The following is an 18958-nucleotide window of genomic DNA, read 5'->3' on the forward strand; positions in this document are numbered from 1 at the left end:
AATGGCAAAAGAAATGGAAACTCTAAAGGACGAAGGGCTGCAGGGGAATGAAACGATAGAGGAAGCAATTCTGGGACTGCAAAAGGAGCCGACGCCGGAACTGCTGGCACATGTGCTGACGGTAATCCGCCGCAGAATGAAAGAGGGCGGACAGGCGATTCTTTCCGTGGAACCGCCATCCGGCGACGATCAGATCCGGATCGGAACGGTAAAGAGCGCAGACGGAAAAGTCTGGTGGGCCGCGTTTACGAGCTTTGATGAGGAATTAAAGGGGAGCAGCAGCGTGAAATCTACGTTTCTCGTGAGTCTGGAACAGCTGATCCACATGGCATCCGAAACAAAGGAGATCAGCGGTGTGATTTTCAATCCGTGGAACCGCACGATCATGCTGGATCATACGCTGCTTTCGATTATCATCGGGGAAGAGAACGCAGGACATTGATATCATATTTCACTTGGCCAGATTACGATGCTGTTCACAATCAACTTCGATTACGGATTGCGTGGGTGATGATGCTGAGAGAAAAAAAGAAAATAGCATAAAATAGCGGAAGGTGGATCTAAGGCACAAAGCACAGGAGGGAAAGATATGGGGTATCGAAAGGTGTATCGTACGGTAGATGAACAGACTACAAAAAAGATGGTAAAGATGCTGCAGCGTCATGGAATCATGGCTTATGGAAAAAGCGAAGGAGCCGGAGAAATTCTGCAGATTACAACTGGAATACCGTATCAGGGACGCGTTGTTTATGTGAAGGAAGAACAGGCAGAGGAGGCAAAAAAACGGATTGCCGACTGGGAGAAAAAAGGGGAATTTCCTGAGCCGCTCCGAACACAATCCCATACGCCAAAAGCAAGAATTGCAGCTCTGATCTGGGTTATTATTATTGTTATGGGGATTTTATTCAACATAGGGTTCAGTATGTTCCGGTGAACAAAAGGGAGGTTTTACAAAATGGAAGGTTTTCAGGTAACAGAAATCGGAGAAAAAATTTACTGTATTCTTGACGCGGGAAATTCGTCGTTCTATGTGGTAGAAGGAGAAGAGAAAGCGGCTGTGATTGATACCGGCATCACAGCAGGCGCAAAGATTCTGCCAGTGATAAGGGAGCTGACAGATAAGCCTCTGCTGCTGGTTATCACGCATGCGCACCCGGATCACATGTATCACATCGATGAATTCGACGAAGTTTACATGTGCCACGAGGAAAAGAAAATGGACCCGGAGACGCTCGTGATGCTGACGGCGGGAAAACTAAAACCGTGGGAAGAGATTCATGATATCCGTACGGATTCGGTCATTTCGCTTGGCGGCACAGAACTTACCATCTGTCAGGCTCCGGGCCATACGCCGGGCAGTGTTGTCGTGCTGGAGACGAAACAGAATTACCTGTTCACCGGAGATGCGATCGGAAGCGGCTGCGGTGTCTGGATGCAGGTGCCGGGCGGAACGAGCCTGGAAGAGTATTACGATGGTCTGGTTGGTCTGATGGCGTGGCTGGTGAAAAAGGGCGGCCGCATGAAATTCTTCGGCGGTCATCACACGCAGGTGTTTGAATCGACGGCGCATCCGGTTTACAATCCGCTCAGCCTCGGCGTTCTCGCAGATCTCATCGACCTTGTGGATCAGGTGATCCACGGCGAAAACCTGGGACGGCCAAGCAATGCGAAGCCGTTTTCGAAAGAACAGGTCCGCTACGCGTCGTACGGCCGCGCAGAAATGCAGTACTGTGTATCGCGGATTCACCGAAAATAAGCGCGTGAAATCTTAGAACTTCCATAAGAAGAAAGGTTTTTGCCCGCGGCGGCTTGACAAAATAAAAAAACGCGATTATGATAAATGCAGTTTCTATTCCAACAGAAAAAGAAAAGGTTATGAGGAAGAGGAGTACATGGCAGGCCCCAAAAGAGAGGACGGTTCACCGGCTGAAAGGCTGTCCGGGAAGGTGGTCATGGAAGGTAGCTTCTGAACCGGAGAGCTGAAAAGCACAGAAGATGTGATGATTAGGTTCTCACGCATGAGTCACGTTACAGACTCCGAAACGAGATACAAATTAAGGTGGTACCGCGGAATTTTCGCCCTTTGCATGCATGTTATGTGTATGTGAAGGGCGTTTTTGATTTAAGACAAGCCTCTGCGGGAATAAATACCACAATACACCAAACATAAAAGGAGGATCTCATGAGCAAAGAACTCGCAAAGACCTACGATCCGAAAGGACTCGAGGACAGACTGTATCAGAAATGGCTGGATAAAGGATATTTCCACGCCACTGTAAACCCGAACAAAAAACCGTTTACCATTATGATGCCGCCTCCGAACGTAACCGGACAGCTTCACATGGGCCATGCACTCGACAACACCATGCAGGATATTCTCTGCCGTTTCAAACGGATGGAGGGATATGAAGTCCTCTGGCAGCCGGGAACCGACCATGCGGCGATTGCAACCGAGGTAAAAGTTACCAATATGCTCAAAGAGCAGGGCATCGACAAAGATGAAATCGGACGCGAAAAATTCCTGGAGCACTGCTGGGAGTGGAAGAAAGAGTACGGCGGACGCATCAACAGCCAGTTAAGAAAGATCGGCTCCTCCGCAGACTGGGAGAGAGAACGCTTCACCATGGACGAGGGATGCTCCAAAGCCGTAGAAGAAGTATTCTGCCGTCTGTATGAAAAAGGATGGATCTACAAAGGAAGCCGCATCATCAACTGGTGCCCGGTATGCCAGACTTCCATCTCCGATGCAGAGGTTGAATATCAGGAGCAGGCAGGCCACTTCTGGCACATCAACTACCCGGTAGTTGGAGAAGAAGGCCGCTTCGTAGAAATCGCAACGACCCGTCCGGAGACTCTGCTCGGCGATACTGCCGTAGCTGTCAATCCGGAGGATGAAAGATACACCGATATTGTAGGAAAAATGCTGAAACTGCCGCTGACCGACCGTGAAATCCCGGTTATCGCAGATGCTTACGTAGACAAAGAGTTCGGAACCGGATGCGTTAAAATTACACCGGCACACGACCCGAACGATTTTGAGGTAGGAAAACGCCACAACCTCGAAGAGATCAACATCTTAAACGATGACGGAACCATGAACAACAAGTGCGGCAAATACGCCGGCATGGACCGCTACGAGGCAAGAAAAGCCATGGTAGAGGATCTCGAAAAGCTTGGTCTTCTGGTAAAGGTTCAGGATCACGTTCATAACGTAGGAACTCACGACAGATGTAAGACAACCGTAGAGCCGATGATCAAACCGCAGTGGTTTGTAAAAATGGCAGATATGGCAAAAGCTGCCAGCGAAGCAGAGAAGAACGGCGAAGTAAACTTCATCCCGGACCGCTTCAGCAAAATTTATCAGAACTGGCTGAATAACATCCATGACTGGTGTATTTCCCGTCAGCTCTGGTGGGGCCACCGCATCCCGGCTTACACCTGTGATGACTGCGGCGAGATCACCGTTGTAAGAGGCGGAATGCCGGAAAAATGCCCGAAATGCGGCAGCACCCATCTCACCCAGGACCCGGATACCCTGGACACCTGGTTCAGTTCTGCTCTGTGGCCGTTCTCCACGTTAGGATGGCCGGAGAAAACACCGGAATTTGATTACTTCTATCCGACCGACGTACTCGTAACCGGATACGACATCATCTTCTTCTGGGTTATCCGTATGGTATTCTCCGCACTGGAGCAGACCAAACAGGTTCCGTTCCACCACGTACTGATCCACGGACTCGTTCGTGATTCCCAGGGACGCAAGATGAGTAAATCCCTCGGAAACGGTATCGATCCGCTCGAAGTCATTGACAAATACGGTGCAGATGCTCTCCGTCTGACTTTGATGACCGGTAATGCACCTGGAAACGATATGCGTTTCTACTGGGAGCGTGTAGAAGCCAGCCGTAACTTCGCAAACAAAGTATGGAACGCTTCCAGGTTCATCATGATGAACCTGGAAAAAGCAGAAGTTCCGTCTGAAATGCCAAAAGACAAACTGACACTGGCAGATAAATGGATTCTTTCTAAGGTAAACACGCTGGCAACGGAAGTAACGGACAACATGGACCGCTACGAGCTCGGTATCGCCGTACAGAAGGTTTACGACTTTATCTGGGAGGAGTTCTGCGACTGGTACATCGAGATGGTAAAACCGCGTCTGTACAGCGAGACCGACGAGACGAAGGGCGCTGCACTGTGGACCTTAAAAACCGTTCTTGGCAATGCATTAAAGCTGCTGCATCCGTTTATGCCGTTCATCACAGAGGAAATCTACTGCACACTGAATCCGGACGAGGATTCCATCATGATCGCCGCATGGCCGAAAGAGACCGAAGACTTTGCATACGCAGAGGATGAGGCAGCCGTTGAGATGATGAAAGAGGCGGTAAGAAGCATCCGTGGTGTCCGCACCAGTATGAACGTACCGCCGTCAAAGAAAGCAAGCGTATTCGTTGTAACGGAAGATGCTGCTGTACAGGAAACCTTCAAAAACGGTGCTGTATTCTTCGGAACTCTGGCAGGAGCAAGCGAAGTTCACGTACAGGCAGACAAAGCCGGCATCGCAGACGATGCGGTATCCGCAGTGATCCCGCAGGCAACGATCTACATTCCGTTTGCCGAGCTGGTTGACCTGGAAAAAGAGATCGCCCGCCTTACGAAAGAGGAAGAGCGTCTGACAAAAGAGATCGCACGTTCCAACGGCATGCTTGGCAACCCGAACTTTATCAACAAAGCTCCGGAAGCAAAAGTTCAGGCAGAGAAAGAAAAACTGGCGAACTATCAGCAGATGATGGAGCAGGTTCAGACAAGATTGGAGCAGCTGAAAAAATAAATGAAAAAAGGAAAAAAACTGCATGGAAACAAGGAAACCGTAGTGAAAGTCTGCAACTGGCTCTCTTTGCCGCTGCAGGCCCTGGGATGCTGTATTCTGTATCTGGTGATTGAAGCATTTTCCCGCCATTCGCTGGCATCTGCATGGAGCTACATGGTGGAAAGCCCATGGGTCTTTTTGTACAATGCATTTTTGATCTTCACTACTTTTATGGTAGTTTATCTGTTCCGCAGACGTGTGCTGGTACGGCTGGTGATGAGCTGTTTCTGGCTGCTGCTCGGCATCATTAACGGTGTGATTCTGGCAAACCGCGTCACGCCGTTTACCGGACCGGACTTGCGGAATTTAAGTGACGGCGCAAAGGTCGTGACGAAGTATCTGTCGAAAGGTACCATGATCCTCGTCGTAGCAGCCCTTGTGGCATTATTGGCATTTTTTGTATGGGTCTGGATCAAAGGACCGAAATTTCAGGGGAAAATCCGCTGGTATCTGAATGTGCCGTTAATTGCTCTGGTAATTGTACTCTTTACGGGAGCAACGAATCTGGCGCTTGCAAAGCGTGTGCTTTCCAGCTATTTCGTCAACATCGCATTTGCCTACCAGGATTACGGCTATCCGTACTGTCTGGCAGTCACCCTGTTTGATACGGGAATTTCAGAGCCGAACGGCTATTCCGAACAGCTCGTGAAACAGATTGAGACGAGTGAAGGCGAACAAAAAGAGGATGATACGGTAAAACCGAATATTATCTTTTTGCAGCTGGAGTCCTTTTTCGATCCGGAGCTGGTTAATTTCCTCAACATTTCCGAGGATCCGATCCCGTATTACCGGCAGCTGATGAAGGATTATTCTTCCGGTTATCTCCGCGTGCCGGTGGTGGGAGCCGGAACAGCAAACACAGAGTTTGAAACTATTTCCGGCATGAGCCTCCGGTATTTCGGAGCGGGTGAGTATCCGTACAAATCGGTGCTTTCAGAGGAGACGTGTGAGAGTGCGCCGTATGTTTTAAAGAATCTTGGCTATGCGACCCATGCGATCCACAACAATGAAGCAAACTTCTATTCCAGAAGAAGTGTGTTCTCACGTCTTGGTTTTGATACCTTTACCTCGGAGGAATATATGCCGGATATCTCGGATGTGACGGCAACCGGATGGGTAAAAGACCATATTCTGACAAAAGAGATCATAAAAACGCTCGATGCGACAGACGAACCGGATTATATCTATACGATTTCGGTACAGGGCCACGGTGATTATCCGACAGAGCCGGTACTTGACGATCCGGAGATTACAGTGACAGGCGCGGAAGACCGGGAAAAAAATAATTACTCCTGGGAATATTATGTAAATCAGATTCATGAGATGGACAAATTTGTCAAAGAGCTGACGACAAAGCTTGCGGATTATCCGGAGCCGGTGGTACTTGTGATGTACGGGGACCATCTGCCAACGATGGGACTGAAAGTAGAAGATCTGGAGAACCGCTATTTGTATCAGACCGAATACGTAATCTGGGATAATATGGGACTGAAAAGAAAACAGGAAAACATTGCTTCCTACCAGATTGCAGCAGAGGTTATGAACCGTGTGGGAATTCATGACGGAACCATTTTCCGGTATCATCAGACGAGACGGAATACGAAGAATTATCAGGTGGATCTCGAGGTGCTGCAGTATGATATGCTGTATGGAAAACGGTACGTTTACGGAGAAGACGGAGAGACACCGTATGAGCGTGTGCAGCTGCAGATGGGTGTTCTGCCGGTAACGCTGGAACGAATCGAAAAATCCGGAGAAGATACCTGGTATTTTTACGGAGAAAACTTTACGGCGTCGAGCCGTGTGGAAGTCAACGAGGAGATACAGGATACCGTTTATGTCAGCCCGTCGATTCTGATGGTGCATAGTCTGACCCTGGAAGATGGTGATCAGATTACAATCGCGCAGCAGAGCAACAGCTCGACGAAAAAGGTGCTGACAAGGACAGAACCGAAGACGTATGAAGAACCAAAACCGGTATCTACACCGACACCGACGCCGAACCCGGACAGCACGAAAACGGATGTGACGCAGGAAAATGCCAATACGAGCACTGCGCCGCAGGATGAACTGACGGCAACGCCGTCCGGTGCGCCGGAGGGCGAAGGCGACAAGATTGAGCCGTCAAAAACAGAAAACAGCGATAAACCGGCCGAAGACGGCGGTCTGCAGAATTAAAAAGAGTGTCCGAAAGATCATACAGTGGGGCGGATTTTGACGTCCCACTGTATCTTTTTACGGGGAAAGTCGAAAAGTCGGGACAAAATTTTGAAAATTGCTATGGACATATCCGGTCACTCGATTATAATGATACTAGGGTTTGAAAGCAGCCCTAAAATACTGAAGAATGGTGAAATAAAGTGAATTATACAGAAGCAGTTGATTATATCGAAACAATACCGAAATTTACGGTGAAGCATCCGCCGGAACATACGAGGGAGCTTCTTTCGCGCCTTGGGAATCCGCAGGAAGGGATCAAAATTATCCATGTGGCGGGCACGAACGGAAAGGGAAGCGTCTGCGCGTACTTGAATGCGATGCTGCTTGCAGGCGGCAAAAAGACAGGACTTTTTACCTCCCCGCACCTTGTACGCATCAACGAGCGGTTCCAGATCAACGGGGAAGATGTGTCGGATGAGCAGTTTCTCGACGCATTTCTCAAAGTGGAAAAAGCAGCCAAAGAATACGAGGCGGAGGGCGAAGGCCATCCGAGCTATTTTGAGACGCTGTTCCTGATGGGAATGCTGATTTTCAAAGAAGCCGGCGTGGAATACCTGGTCATGGAGACCGGCCTTGGCGGACGGCTGGATGCGACAAATGTGGTCGAAAAGCCGCTGGCATGCATCATCACGTCCATCAGCCGCGACCACACCGAGTATCTCGGCGACACCCTCGAGGCGATTGCGGGAGAGAAAGCCGGCATCATCAAAGCCGGTGTCCCGGTAATCTACGACGCCAGCCAGCCAGGTCCGGCTTCTGTCATTGCCGCAAAGGCGAAAGAGATGGGAAGCCCGGCATGGCCGATGGAGCCGTCGTTCTATGAGATGAAAACACAGAGCCGCGAGGGCATCACCTTTACCTTTGCATACCCAGGCGGCGAAAAAGCAGAGCTTGCGATTCCGTACGTGGCAAAATACCAGATGATGAATGCAAGCCTTGCGTTCTACACGATGCATATTCTGCAGGACGTGCACGACATTCCTAAGAACGTGCTTGCGGAAGGCCTTTCGAAGATCAAATGGCCGTGCCGTATGGAAATGGCTGCGCCGGGCGTCATCATCGACGGCGCGCACAACGAGGACGGCATTGCACAGTTTGTCAGCACGGCAGGCTATTTTGCGAAAGAAAACGAGATCACGATTCTGTTCACGGCAGTTGCAGACAAGCACTATCATGAGATGATCGGTGAAATCTGCGAGGGAATTCATCCGTCCCATGTTGTTGCAACGCAGATCGACGGAAGCCGCGTCGTACCGGCGGAAGTGCTTGCAGAGGACTTCAGAAAAGCAGGATGCACGGATGTCTGCGCGGAACCGGAGATCGGGGCAGCGTATGAGAAGGCACTGGGCAAAAAGGGCAGCGGCATGCTGTTCTGCGTGGGTTCTCTGTATCTGGCGGGCGAACTGAAAGCATATCTTGCAAAGCGGAATGGTTAGCGAATACAGGAAGGAATTTTTTGTTTATGTTAAATTACGAAGAAGAACTGAAGAAGTTTAAACCATGTCTCGATGTGGACGAGGTGGAGGATGCGATTTACAGCCGTGATCTGACGGATGTGATCGACATTTTGAAAGAAATGATGAAAAACGACAAGCCGGAACAGGAAAACGAGACAGAAGCGGAAAAGGAAGAGTAAGGTGCCGGAATGAACTGTATGAATTGTAAATCGGTTGTGGACGTCGGAATGGAGATCTGTCCCAACTGTGGTTTTAACCTGAGAGTACAGAGAAAATGTTTTTCTCTTTCGAATATGTACTACAATCTGGGCCTCGACAAGGCGGAGATCCGGGATCTTTCCGGAGCGATCGATATGCTGCGGCGGAGCCTGAAGTTTAACAAATACAATATCCATGCGCGGAACTTGTTAGGCCTTGTCTATTTTGAGACGGGTGAAGCGGTTGCGGCGTTAAGTGAGTGGATCATCAGCAAGAATATTATGCCGGAGAATAATGTGGCGACGGAGTATATTGCGACGCTGCAGGCGGAGCAGGCGAAGCTGGATATGATCAATCAGACGATCAAGAAATACAACAGTGCGCTGAAATGCTGCCGCGAGAACAATGAGGATGTGGCTGCGATCCAGCTGCGCAAGATTCTGAACCAGAATCCGAAGCTGATCAAGGGATATCATCTGCTGGCGCTGATTTATATTCACAAGGGTGAGTATGAGAAAGCGCGGAAGATTCTGAAAAAGGCGGCGAAAATTGACAAGACGAACTCGACGACGCTTCGTTTCCTGAAGGAGGTTGATTTCCAGACGGGTACGCAGACGTCGCTGGAGCCGCGGCGGTTCGGCCGCAGGGAGCGCACGGAGGAGCAGCGCGAGGACGAGCGTGAGCGTGTGGTAAGCGGGGATACGGTGATTATTCCGCCGACGTTCCGCGAGACGTCTACAGCGGCAACGATGCTGAATATCGGTATTGGGCTGGTGCTTGGCGCACTGGTTGTGTGGTTCCTGATCGGGCCTGCGAATACGCAGCGAATTAACCGGCAGGCGGACGAGAAGGTTGTGGAATACAGCGGCAAGATGGCGAGCCAGGAGGCCCAGCTGAACCAGCTCCAGAGCCAGGTGGATTCTCTGAACGAAACGACGGCTTCTGCGCAGCAGCAGATCCAGACGGCACAGGATACGGCGGCTTCCTACGAGAACCTTTTAAAGGCTGTGGAAGCGCAGCAGCAGGGCAACACGAGCAACGCAACAAACGCACTGACCGAGGTCAACCCGGAGGTGCTTTCTGTGGACGCAAAGGCTGTGTATGACACTATTTACAAGAGCATGCAGTCGTCTATGTTCCAGGAGCTTTCGCAGTCGGGTGTGAATGCATTTGACGATGCGAATTACACTGAGGCGATTGATAAGCTTTCGAAGGCTAAGAATATCAACGACAGTGACTATACGGTGCTTAACTATCTGGCGCATGCGTATCGGCTGAGTGGGGATACCGATAATGCGATTTCGGTGTTCCAGGAGATCATCGATAAGTTCCCGGGAACCCAGAAGGCTACTAAGGCCGAGCAGCAGATTGAGGCGCTGGGGGGGACTGTGAAGACGGAGGAATAGTGAGGACGGACGCCCACGGGGCAGAATGCCGCAGGAGATGCGGCGCTGTTTCGTCGGGCTGATACCACTGACTACGCGGAGGGTGCGTGGGACGAAGGGCAAAAAAGTATAAAAGTGAGAAGATAAAACACAAAAGATGAAATTCGCTTTACGGCGAAAAATCTTTTGTGTTTTTTATTTTATGACAGGAAAGAGGGAGGATAGGAAATGGATAATCGTGTTTGGGTGAAGGATGCGGTGATGACGATTCGGCTTCCGGAAGAGGTGGATCATTTTGTGGCTGACCGGCTTCGGGAGGAGGCGGGGGAGATTTTGGTGGAGAGGAATGTGAGGGAGGTGGTGTTTGATTTTCGGAAGACGGTGTTTATGGACAGTTCGGGGATTGGACTGGTGATGGGGAGGTTTCGGGAGATGGAGCTGATTGGCGGGAAGGTGAGAGCGGTGCATGTGGGAGAGCGGATGCGGAGGATTCTGGTGATGTCGGGGGTGACGCGGGTGATTGAGGTGGAAGAGGAGAAGACGTGGAAGTAGGTTTTGGACGGGGAGTGGGCAGAAAGGGGAATGGGATGATGCGAGAAAGGATGAAAACAGAAGAGAAGATGCGGTGGAATACGATGACGCTGGAATTTGAGAGCCGTCCCTGCAATGAGAGTTTTGCGCGGGTGTCTGCGGCGGCGTTTCTGGCGCAGCTGAATCCGACGGTGGAGGAAGTGGCGGATGTCAAGACGGCGATTTCGGAGGCGGTTACGAATGCGATGATTCACGGATACCGTCAGGAAAAAGGGAAAATTCAGATGAAGTGTGTGCTGGATCTGGAGGAGAAGGTGTTTCAGGTGACGGTAAAAGATACCGGCGTCGGGATCGAAAATGTGGAGAAGGCGATGGAGCCGATGTTTACGACCTGCCCGGAGCTGGAGCGGTCGGGGATGGGGTTTTCGTTTATGGAGGCGTTTATGGATGAGCTGGAAGTAAGGTCGCATCCGGGATGGGGGACGGAAGTGGTGATGAAACGGAAAATCGGTGTGCATCCGGAAATGTAAGGGCCGGATCGGAAGTCATAGGAGTCAGAATGCATGGAACATACGCTTGCCCTGATCGAAAAGGCACACGAAGGGGATAAAGCGGCAAGGGATACACTGGCAGAGGAAAATATGGGACTGGTCTGGAGCATGGTGAGGCGGTTTGCAAACCGCGGGGTGGAGATGGAGGATCTGTGCCAGATCGGGAGCATTGGGCTGTTGAAGGCGATTGATAAATTTGATCCTTCGTTTGAAGTCTGTTTTTCGACGTATGCGGTTCCGATGATTGCGGGGGAGATCCGGCGGTTTCTGCGGTCGGAGGGGATGGTGAAGGTGAGCCGCCCGATCCGGGAACTGGCGTGGAAAGCGTATGCGGTGCGGGAGCGGCTGGAGCGGGAGAACGGGCGCGATCCGACGCTGGCGGAGATAGCGGGGGAGCTTGATGTTACCGTGGAAGAAATCGTGGAGGCGATGGAGTCCGGCGCGGAGGTGGAATCGCTGCAGAAGACCATCTATCAGGGGGAAAACCACGATATTTCTCTGATGGACCGCATTCCGGAAAAAGAGAACGGGCAGGAAAAGCTGCTGAACCGGATTTTCTTGGAAGAGCTGTTGGGACGACTGCCCGCGAAGGAGCGGCAGCTCATCTACATGCGCTATTTTCAGGACATGACGCAGGCGCAGATCGCCGGAAAACTGGGGATTTCGCAGGTGCAGGTGTCGCGGATGGAAAAGAAGATTCTGCGGCAGATGCGGATGGAAAAGGTCTGACAAAAATACAAATCCGGCGGAAGGGCGCTTTTCCTGGGAAAGGCAGAGAAAAGCGCCTGAAACCCGGGCGGATAAAGGAAGAAAAGAAAGGCGAAGCGGGGAAAGGCGGCAGAAAGTTTAAAAATATTCACTGGAATATCGGAGGAAGGTGTGCTACAATGAGCGAAATACGAAGAAAGGCAGGTGGAAGAACATGGATTATCTGACAGAAAATGTGGCGGTCAATCTGAAACGGATCCGGCAGTCGAAAGGGATGAGTCTCGACCAGGTCTCAGAGCAGACCGGGGTCAGCAAGAGTATGCTCTCGCAGATCGAAAAGGGAACGGCGAACCCGTCGCTTGGCGTGCTCGGGAAGATTACGAGCGGCCTGCGGATTGAATTTCAGGAGCTGATTGCAACGCCGCTGGTGGATAGTTATCTTGTGACACCGGAGAATCTGGTTCCGACGAAAGAGCTGGAGGGGCAGTACACTGTGTGGACGTGCTTTCCGTATGAGGACACGCGGCTTGTGGAAATCTACCGCATCGACATCGAACCGGGCGGAACGTATGTGAGCGGCGGCCACGGAGAGAAAACAAGAGAGTACCTGGTGGTGACAGACGGCGTGATGACCGTGGAGTGCAATGGAAAAGAGCATGAGATCCACTTGAAGCAGGCATTCCGTTTCGAGACAGACCAGACCCACATCTACCGCAACAGAGGGACGGAGAAGACGAGCTGCATGTGTTTCTTTCTCGACTATCACTAAAAGCCGCAGAATAACAGGCTTTCTTTTTTTGAATGAACTGTTCAATATAATGGACAGAAGTCCGCTGGAACATCAGAATAAAAAACAACGGATATGAAAAAAATACGGCGGAAGACGAAAAAGCATCAAAAAAGAATAGAAAAAGCGGGTGTTAAAGAAAAAGCAAAAATAAAAAACTTTTTTAAAAAAAGTAATTGACAAATATAGGGAGTGGTGCTATTGTATGGTTGTACAAAATAATAAACGAAAAACAAAGCAAAGACGCTTACCAACGAGTAGTCTTTGCTTTTTTGTTTTTTATTTAAAAAATCTTTTCAACGCTATGGGAGGATAACACTATGAGATTAAAAGACACAGGATTAACGGTTCAGGACATCAAAGACAAAGTAAACAAGTACATGATCGAGACCTACGAGCGTTTCGATTTCCTTGCAGAAACCGCAGAGGGGATGTACATGTACGACGAAAACGGAACGCCGTATCTTGACTTTTACGCAGGAATCGCCGTAAACAACGCCGGAAACAGAAACCCGAAAGTTGTTGCAGCAGCAAAAGAGCAGCTCGACGATATCATGCATACCTTCAACTATCCATACACCATCCCGCAGGCACTGCTTGCTGAGAAAGTCTGCGAGACCATCGGCATGGACAAGATCTTCTATCAGAACTCCGGTACCGAGGCGAACGAGGCCATGATCAAAATGGCAAGAAAGTACGGCATCGAGAAATACGGCCCGAACCGTTACCACATCGTAACCGCAAAGATGGGCTTCCATGGAAGAACCTTCGGTGCCATGTCTGCAACCGGTCAGCCGGGCAACGGATGCCAGGTTGGATTCGGACCGATGACCTACGGTTTCTCCTATGCACCGTACAATGATCTGCAGGCCTTCAAAGATGCATGTACCGAAAACACCATCGCCATCATGGTTGAGCCGGTACAGGGCGAAGGCGGTGTTCATCCGGCAACGAAAGAGTTCATGCAGGGACTCCGGAAGTTCTGTGATGAGAACGACATGCTGCTTCTGATTGATGAAGTACAGACCGGCTGGTGCAGAACCGGTGCGGTAATGTCTTACATGAACTACGGCATCAAACCGGATATCGTATCCATGGCAAAAGGTCTTGGCGGCGGAATGCCGATTGGCGCAATCTGCGCAACAGCTGAAGTAGCAAAAGCCTTTACCCCGGGATCTCACGGAACTACCTTCGGCGGCCATCCAGTCAGCTGTGCAGCAGCACTGGCAGAAGTCAACGAACTGATCGACCGCGACCTTGCCGGAAATGCAAAGAAAGTCGGTGATTACTTCGCAGAAAAATTAGCAAAACTGCCGCATGTCAAAGAAGTCAGACATCAGGGACTGCTGGTCGGCGTAGAGTTTGATGATACCATCAGCGGCGTAGAAGTCAAACATGGCTGCCTTGACCGCCATCTGCTGATCACAGCCATCGGAGCGCACATCATTCGTCTGATCCCTCCGCTTATCGTAACCGAGGAGGACTGCGACAAGGCAGTTGCTATCATCGAAGAAACCGTAAAAGCTCTGGAAAAATAAAGAATTCTTATAGAAACAAAGAAAATCTCATAGCGTGAAAAGAACAGGACAAGGACGTCAAAAAGCAAAGAACCATGCTTCGCCCCTGTCCTGTTTTTCTTTTCATTCTGTGAATCGGAAACAACAGGTAAAACAGAGAAATTAAATGTGAGAGGAAAACGGTATGGGACATCTGGTTATCACAATCGGCTGCGAGTACGGAGCCAAAGGAAATGCCATCGGCAGGAAAATTGCGGAGGATCTCGGAATTAAGTTCTACGACCGCGATCTGGTGGATCAGATTATTGAAGAAGTCGGAATTCCGAAAGACATCATGAACCGTGTAGAAGAGGGCGGTACGATTGCCGGAAAAGGAGCCGAGGGCGATGTCCGTGGATCCTTCTCCAAATATGCGGACCTGACCGAGCGTGCGATTCATGTACAGAAGCAGATCATCCGGAAACTGGCAGAAAAAGAGGCCTGCGTCATCATCGGACGATCCGCGGATTACATCTTAAAGGACAGCAAAGATATCAAGCTCCTCCGGGCTTTTATCTATGCACCGGATGAGATCCGCATTCAGAATATCATGAAGAGCCACAGCCTTTCCGAGAGCGATGCAAAAATTCTGCTGCTCGAGAAGGACAAACGGTATCACAAGCGTCATCTGGCGCTGACCGGTAGCAATCGCGGAGACCGGCACAACCGAGACATTCTGATCAACAGTGCATTCCTTGGTGTGGAGGGCACAGCGGAATATCTCGAGGAACTGATTCAGAAGAAATACGGAAGCGGGGAGGAATAAGCCATGGAACAGAAAAAATCAGAATTTGACAAAGTATTAGGTGCATGGGATATTCTCGTCATCGCTTTCGGAGCCATGATCGGCTGGGGCTGGGTCGTATCCTCAGGAAGCTGGATTCAGAAAGGCGGCGTTGTCGGAGCTTCAATTGCGTTTGCGATCGGCGGTGTCATGATCTTTTTCATCGGACTGACTTACGCAGAACTGACTGCAGCGATGCCGCAGTGCGGCGGCGAGCACGTCTTCAGCTACAAGGCAATGGGCCAGAACGGTTCGTTCATCTGTACCTGGGCGATTATTTTAGGATACGTCAGTGTTACGTGTTTCGAGGCGTGCGCCTTCCCAACCATCATCACATATCTGTGGCCGGGATTCCTGAAAGGCTATATGTACAGCGTGGCAGGATTTGATATCTATGCTTCCTGGGTAGCCGTAGCCGTTATTGTAGCGTTCCTCATCACACTGATCAATGTGCTGGGCGCAAAAACAGCAGCCGTCCTGCAGACGGTCCTTACCTGTATCATCGGCGGCGCTGGTATCCTTCTGATTGTGGCATCCGTGATCAACGGAGATTCCAGCAATCTGCAGGGACAGATGTTCGTCGGCGAGAGCACCGGAACGATGTTCCAGAACATCATCAAAGTTGCTGTTGTTACCCCGTTCTTCTTCATCGGCTTTGACGTTATCCCGCAGGCAGCAGAGGAAATCAACGTTCCGTTAAAGAAAATCGGTAAAATGATGATTCTCTCCGTTGTACTCGCTGTTGTTTTCTATTCCTGTGTTATCCTGGCTGTCGGCTATGTGCTGAACCCGTCCGAAATCCTGAGCTCGGAAGCAGGAACCGGACTTGTTACAGCAGATGCGATGGCGAAAGCGTTCGGTACAGCGGTTATGGCAAAAGTCATCATCGTCGGCGGTATGTGCGGTATCATCACATCCTGGAACTCCTTTATGATCGGCGGTTCCCGTGCTCTGTACTCTATGGCTGAATCCTACATGATTCCGCCGATGTTCGCAAAGCTTCATCCGCAGCACAAAACTCCGATCAACGCCCTGTTCCTGATCGGCGCGCTGACTATGCTGGCTCCGTTTGCAGGACGAGGCATGATGGTGTGGATCTGTGATGCAGGTAACTTTGGATGCTGTCTTGCCTACTGTATGGTATCTCTTTCCTTCCTGATCCTGCGGAAGAAAGAACCGGATATGCCGCGTCCGTACCGTGTTCCGGCATACAAATTTGTTGGAACGATGGCGGTTCTGATGTCCGGATGTATGATACTTGTTTACTGCATTCCTGGTTCCGGCGGAACACTGGTATGGCAGGAGTGGCTGATGGTAGGCGGCTGGAGCCTCCTCGGTGTTGTATTCTTTGCAGTCTGCAAGTTCAAATATAAAGAGAAGTTCGGCAGCCTGATCGAGCTGATCTCCGACGAGGACGCAGCGTCCCTGATGCCGGAGGCAGACGATGCGGAACTCGACGTTGTTATCGATGCAGCAATCGACCGTGTTCTTGCCAAAATGGCTGGCTGAAGCTGAGATAGGATAAAACAAAGCGTGTCGGAAAGAAAAATTTTCGGCACGCTTTCTGAAAGAAAGGGGAAAAATAAGATGAATCCATTCGAATTTTCGATTCCACAGAATATTATTGTCGGAGCAGGAACGCTTGCCAAACTGCCGGAGTGTGCCAAGAAGATGGGCGGAACCCATGCGATGATTCTTTCCGGTCCTACCCTGAAAAAAATGGGCGTTGTGGATAAAGCAGCGGACAGCCTGAAAGCGGCAGGCATCGCAGCCGATATTTTCACAGATATTGAGGCGAATCCGTCTGTGACGACAGTAGAAAAAGCAACCGAGAGCTATCTTGCTTCCGGCGCAGACTTTCTCGTAGCACTCGGCGGCGGTTCTCCGATGGATGTAGCAAAGGCCGTCGGTGTGACGGCAAAATACGGCGGAAGCATCACGGAATACGAAGGCGCACACAAAGTGCCGGGAAAAATTGTCCCGCTGATTGCCATTCCGACGACTGCGGGAACCGGCTCCGAGGTGACCGCATTTTCCGTGATCACCGACCACAGCAGAGATTACAAGCTGACCGTATTCAGCTATGAACTTCTTCCAGAGTACGCGATTCTCGATCCGGAACTTTTAACTTCCGCTCCGGCATTCGTTGCGGCAGCGTGCGGTATTGATGCTTTTATCCATGCGGAGGAGGCTTATATTTCTACAGCTGCATCTCCGTTCTCCGATGCCATGGCAGAAAAAGCGATGGAATTGATCGGTAAAAATATCCGCCGTTTCGTGGCGCGCAGAACCGATCTCGAAGCCGCAGAGGCGATGCTGACCGGTTCGCTGTTCGCGGGTATTGCATTTTCCTACGCAAGACTTGGAAATGTCCATGCAATGAGTCATCCTGTGAGCGCCTTCTTCGATGTGCCGCACGGCGTGGCAAATGCCGTTCTACTTCCGGTCATCGCAGAGTACAATGCACTGGCAGACCATGGAAGATATTTGAAGATCTACAACTACATCAGCGAAATCCCGGCATACGCCGATGAATTTGAGCCGATGATGCTGGTCGGCGCGATCCGCGAGCTGACCGCAGCCATCGGAATCCCGGCCAGCCTGACCGATGCGATCCGCCAGGCGGCAAAGGGAAAAGAAGTGACAGCAGAGGAGATCGAGAGCAAAATCGTGCCGATGGCGGTAGATGCGATGAAGAGCGGAAACATCGCCGTCAACCCGAGAGCGTCCCGTCAGCAGGACATCGAGGCGCTGTACCGGAAAGCACTGTAAGAGACAAGCTAATTTATAGAAGAAACCGTAAAGGGCGATGCTGTGAAAAGTATGTACAGCATCGTCCTTTTTCTGCTTGTATTCCGAAAATATGTGCTGTAAAATAAATTTATCGTGCTGTTCTCACAAAACAGAGCAGCGAGGGGTGGATTTTTTTATTAAATCTTACTATTGGAGGAAGCAAAACATGGAAAATAATGTATTGCAGCAATTAAAAGAAAATATCGCAAAGGTCATGATCGGAAACGAGCGCACGATCGAGCTTGTCCTGACCTGCCTTGTTGCCAAAGGTCATATCCTGCTCGAGGATGTCCCGGGGACAGGAAAAACGGTCATGGCGAAATCCCTTGCGAAATCCGTCGAGGCAGAGTTCGGCCGCATCCAGTTCACACCGGACTTACTGCCGTCCGATGTCACCGGTCTCAATTATTTTGATGCCAAAAGCGGAGAGTTTGTCTTCTCGAAAGGCCCTGCCTTCTGCAACATTCTGCTTGCCGATGAGATCAACCGTGCAACGCCGAAGACGCAGAGCAGCCTTCTCGAGTGCATGGCTGAGCGCCAGATCACCGTGGACGGTGTGACACGGCCGCTCGAGGAGCCGTTCCTCGTCATCGCCACGCAGAACCCGCTCGAGACGCTCGGAACCTTCCCGCTGCCGGAGGCGCAGATGGACCGTTTTTTAATGAAACTTTCGATGGAAGCATTAAGCCCGGCGGAAGAGACGCAGATGATCGCCCGTTTCCTGACCGAGGAGCCGCTCGCCGAGCTGTCGTCTGTCTGCCAAAAAGAAGAAATCCGTACCCTGCAGGAGGCGTGTAAAGAAGTCTACCTGCATCCGGAACTGGTACAGTATCTCGTCCGCATCGTACAGGAGACGAGAGTCAACAGCAAAATTGCAAGCGGTGTGAGCCCGCGTGGAACACTCGCATTTTTACGTGCCGTACAGGGCCACGCGCTGGTGCAGGGACGAAACTACGTTGTGCCGGAGGACTTCAAGACCGTGGCTGTTCCGGTACTCGCACACCGTCTCACCATGCAGATCGGCGCAGACGACGGAAGAGCCGCAGAATCGGTGATCGAGGAAATTTTAAACCGCATCGATCTGCCGACCGAAAACTGGTCAGGAAGGTAACGGA

Annotated in this window: 17 protein-coding genes and 1 other annotated feature; all 17 genes read left to right on the top strand. The window is 50.7% G+C overall.

Going from position 1 to position 18958, the window contains the following annotated elements; genetic code table 11:
- The first annotated feature begins 1 nt into the window (after position 1).
- Positions 2–442 carry an SseB family protein gene (locus DWX32_RS05510; protein WP_226906325.1) on the top strand — a complete coding sequence of 147 codons (441 nt, stop codon included), beginning with the start codon at positions 2–4 and terminating at the stop codon, positions 440–442.
- Between the two features lie 147 nt (positions 443–589).
- On the top strand, positions 590–934 hold the full coding sequence (locus tag DWX32_RS05515; RefSeq protein WP_117509828.1) for a putative signal transducing protein: 345 nt from the start codon (positions 590–592) through the stop codon (positions 932–934).
- 21 nt (positions 935–955) lie between these two features.
- Positions 956–1756, top strand: coding sequence for an MBL fold metallo-hydrolase (locus DWX32_RS05520; protein WP_118659391.1), 801 nt, complete (start codon positions 956–958; stop codon positions 1754–1756).
- 110 nt (positions 1757–1866) lie between these two features.
- Positions 1867–2087, top strand: a binding site (T-box leader).
- A gap of 95 nt (positions 2088–2182) precedes the next feature.
- A complete protein-coding gene (locus DWX32_RS05525) occupies positions 2183–4834 on the top strand; it encodes a valine--tRNA ligase (protein WP_055266296.1) in 2652 nt (883 codons plus the stop codon).
- The gene (locus DWX32_RS05530; RefSeq protein WP_118659392.1) at positions 4835–7051 is read left to right on the top strand and encodes an LTA synthase family protein; all 2217 of its coding nucleotides are present in this window, start codon (positions 4835–4837) and stop codon (positions 7049–7051) included.
- A 182-nt stretch (positions 7052–7233) separates the two neighbouring features.
- The gene (locus DWX32_RS05535) at positions 7234–8529 is read left to right on the top strand and encodes a bifunctional folylpolyglutamate synthase/dihydrofolate synthase (protein ID WP_055228045.1); all 1296 of its coding nucleotides are present in this window, start codon (positions 7234–7236) and stop codon (positions 8527–8529) included.
- A 26-nt stretch (positions 8530–8555) separates the two neighbouring features.
- Positions 8556–8729 carry a hypothetical protein gene (locus DWX32_RS19795; protein WP_022461761.1) on the top strand — a complete coding sequence of 58 codons (174 nt, stop codon included), beginning with the start codon at positions 8556–8558 and terminating at the stop codon, positions 8727–8729.
- 9 nt (positions 8730–8738) lie between these two features.
- Positions 8739–10154 carry a tetratricopeptide repeat protein gene (locus tag DWX32_RS05540; protein WP_022461762.1) on the top strand — a complete coding sequence of 472 codons (1416 nt, stop codon included), beginning with the start codon at positions 8739–8741 and terminating at the stop codon, positions 10152–10154.
- Between the two features lie 207 nt (positions 10155–10361).
- The gene (locus tag DWX32_RS05545) at positions 10362–10685 is read left to right on the top strand and encodes an anti-sigma factor antagonist (RefSeq protein ID WP_022461763.1); all 324 of its coding nucleotides are present in this window, start codon (positions 10362–10364) and stop codon (positions 10683–10685) included.
- Between the two features lie 38 nt (positions 10686–10723).
- Positions 10724–11194, top strand: a complete 471-nt coding sequence (gene spoIIAB / locus DWX32_RS05550; RefSeq protein ID WP_270423031.1) for an anti-sigma F factor — start codon at positions 10724–10726, stop codon at positions 11192–11194.
- A 33-nt stretch (positions 11195–11227) separates the two neighbouring features.
- Positions 11228–11944: a SigB/SigF/SigG family RNA polymerase sigma factor gene (locus DWX32_RS05555; RefSeq protein ID WP_055220004.1), complete on the top strand. Its 717-nt coding sequence runs from the start codon at positions 11228–11230 to the stop codon at positions 11942–11944.
- 193 nt (positions 11945–12137) lie between these two features.
- Positions 12138–12692 carry a helix-turn-helix domain-containing protein gene (locus DWX32_RS05560; protein ID WP_118659393.1) on the top strand — a complete coding sequence of 185 codons (555 nt, stop codon included), beginning with the start codon at positions 12138–12140 and terminating at the stop codon, positions 12690–12692.
- A gap of 338 nt (positions 12693–13030) precedes the next feature.
- The gene (locus DWX32_RS05565; RefSeq protein ID WP_117509834.1) at positions 13031–14248 is read left to right on the top strand and encodes an aspartate aminotransferase family protein; all 1218 of its coding nucleotides are present in this window, start codon (positions 13031–13033) and stop codon (positions 14246–14248) included.
- Positions 14249–14411: 163 nt separating this feature from the next.
- Positions 14412–15032 carry a cytidylate kinase-like family protein gene (locus tag DWX32_RS05570; protein ID WP_117509835.1) on the top strand — a complete coding sequence of 207 codons (621 nt, stop codon included), beginning with the start codon at positions 14412–14414 and terminating at the stop codon, positions 15030–15032.
- Positions 15033–15035: 3 nt separating this feature from the next.
- Positions 15036–16559, top strand: coding sequence for an APC family permease (locus DWX32_RS05575; RefSeq protein ID WP_118659394.1), 1524 nt, complete (start codon positions 15036–15038; stop codon positions 16557–16559).
- Between the two features lie 78 nt (positions 16560–16637).
- Positions 16638–17822 (top strand): iron-containing alcohol dehydrogenase family protein, encoded by a 1185-nt coding sequence (locus DWX32_RS05580; protein ID WP_118659432.1) that lies wholly within the window; start codon positions 16638–16640, stop codon positions 17820–17822.
- A gap of 187 nt (positions 17823–18009) precedes the next feature.
- Positions 18010–18954 (top strand): AAA family ATPase, encoded by a 945-nt coding sequence (locus tag DWX32_RS05585; RefSeq protein WP_055219993.1) that lies wholly within the window; start codon positions 18010–18012, stop codon positions 18952–18954.
- Positions 18955–18958: the final 4 nt, after the last annotated feature.

It is taken from the genome of Blautia sp. AF19-13LB, assembly GCF_003479105.1.
Lineage (GTDB): Bacteria > Bacillota > Clostridia > Lachnospirales > Lachnospiraceae > Fusicatenibacter > Fusicatenibacter saccharivorans.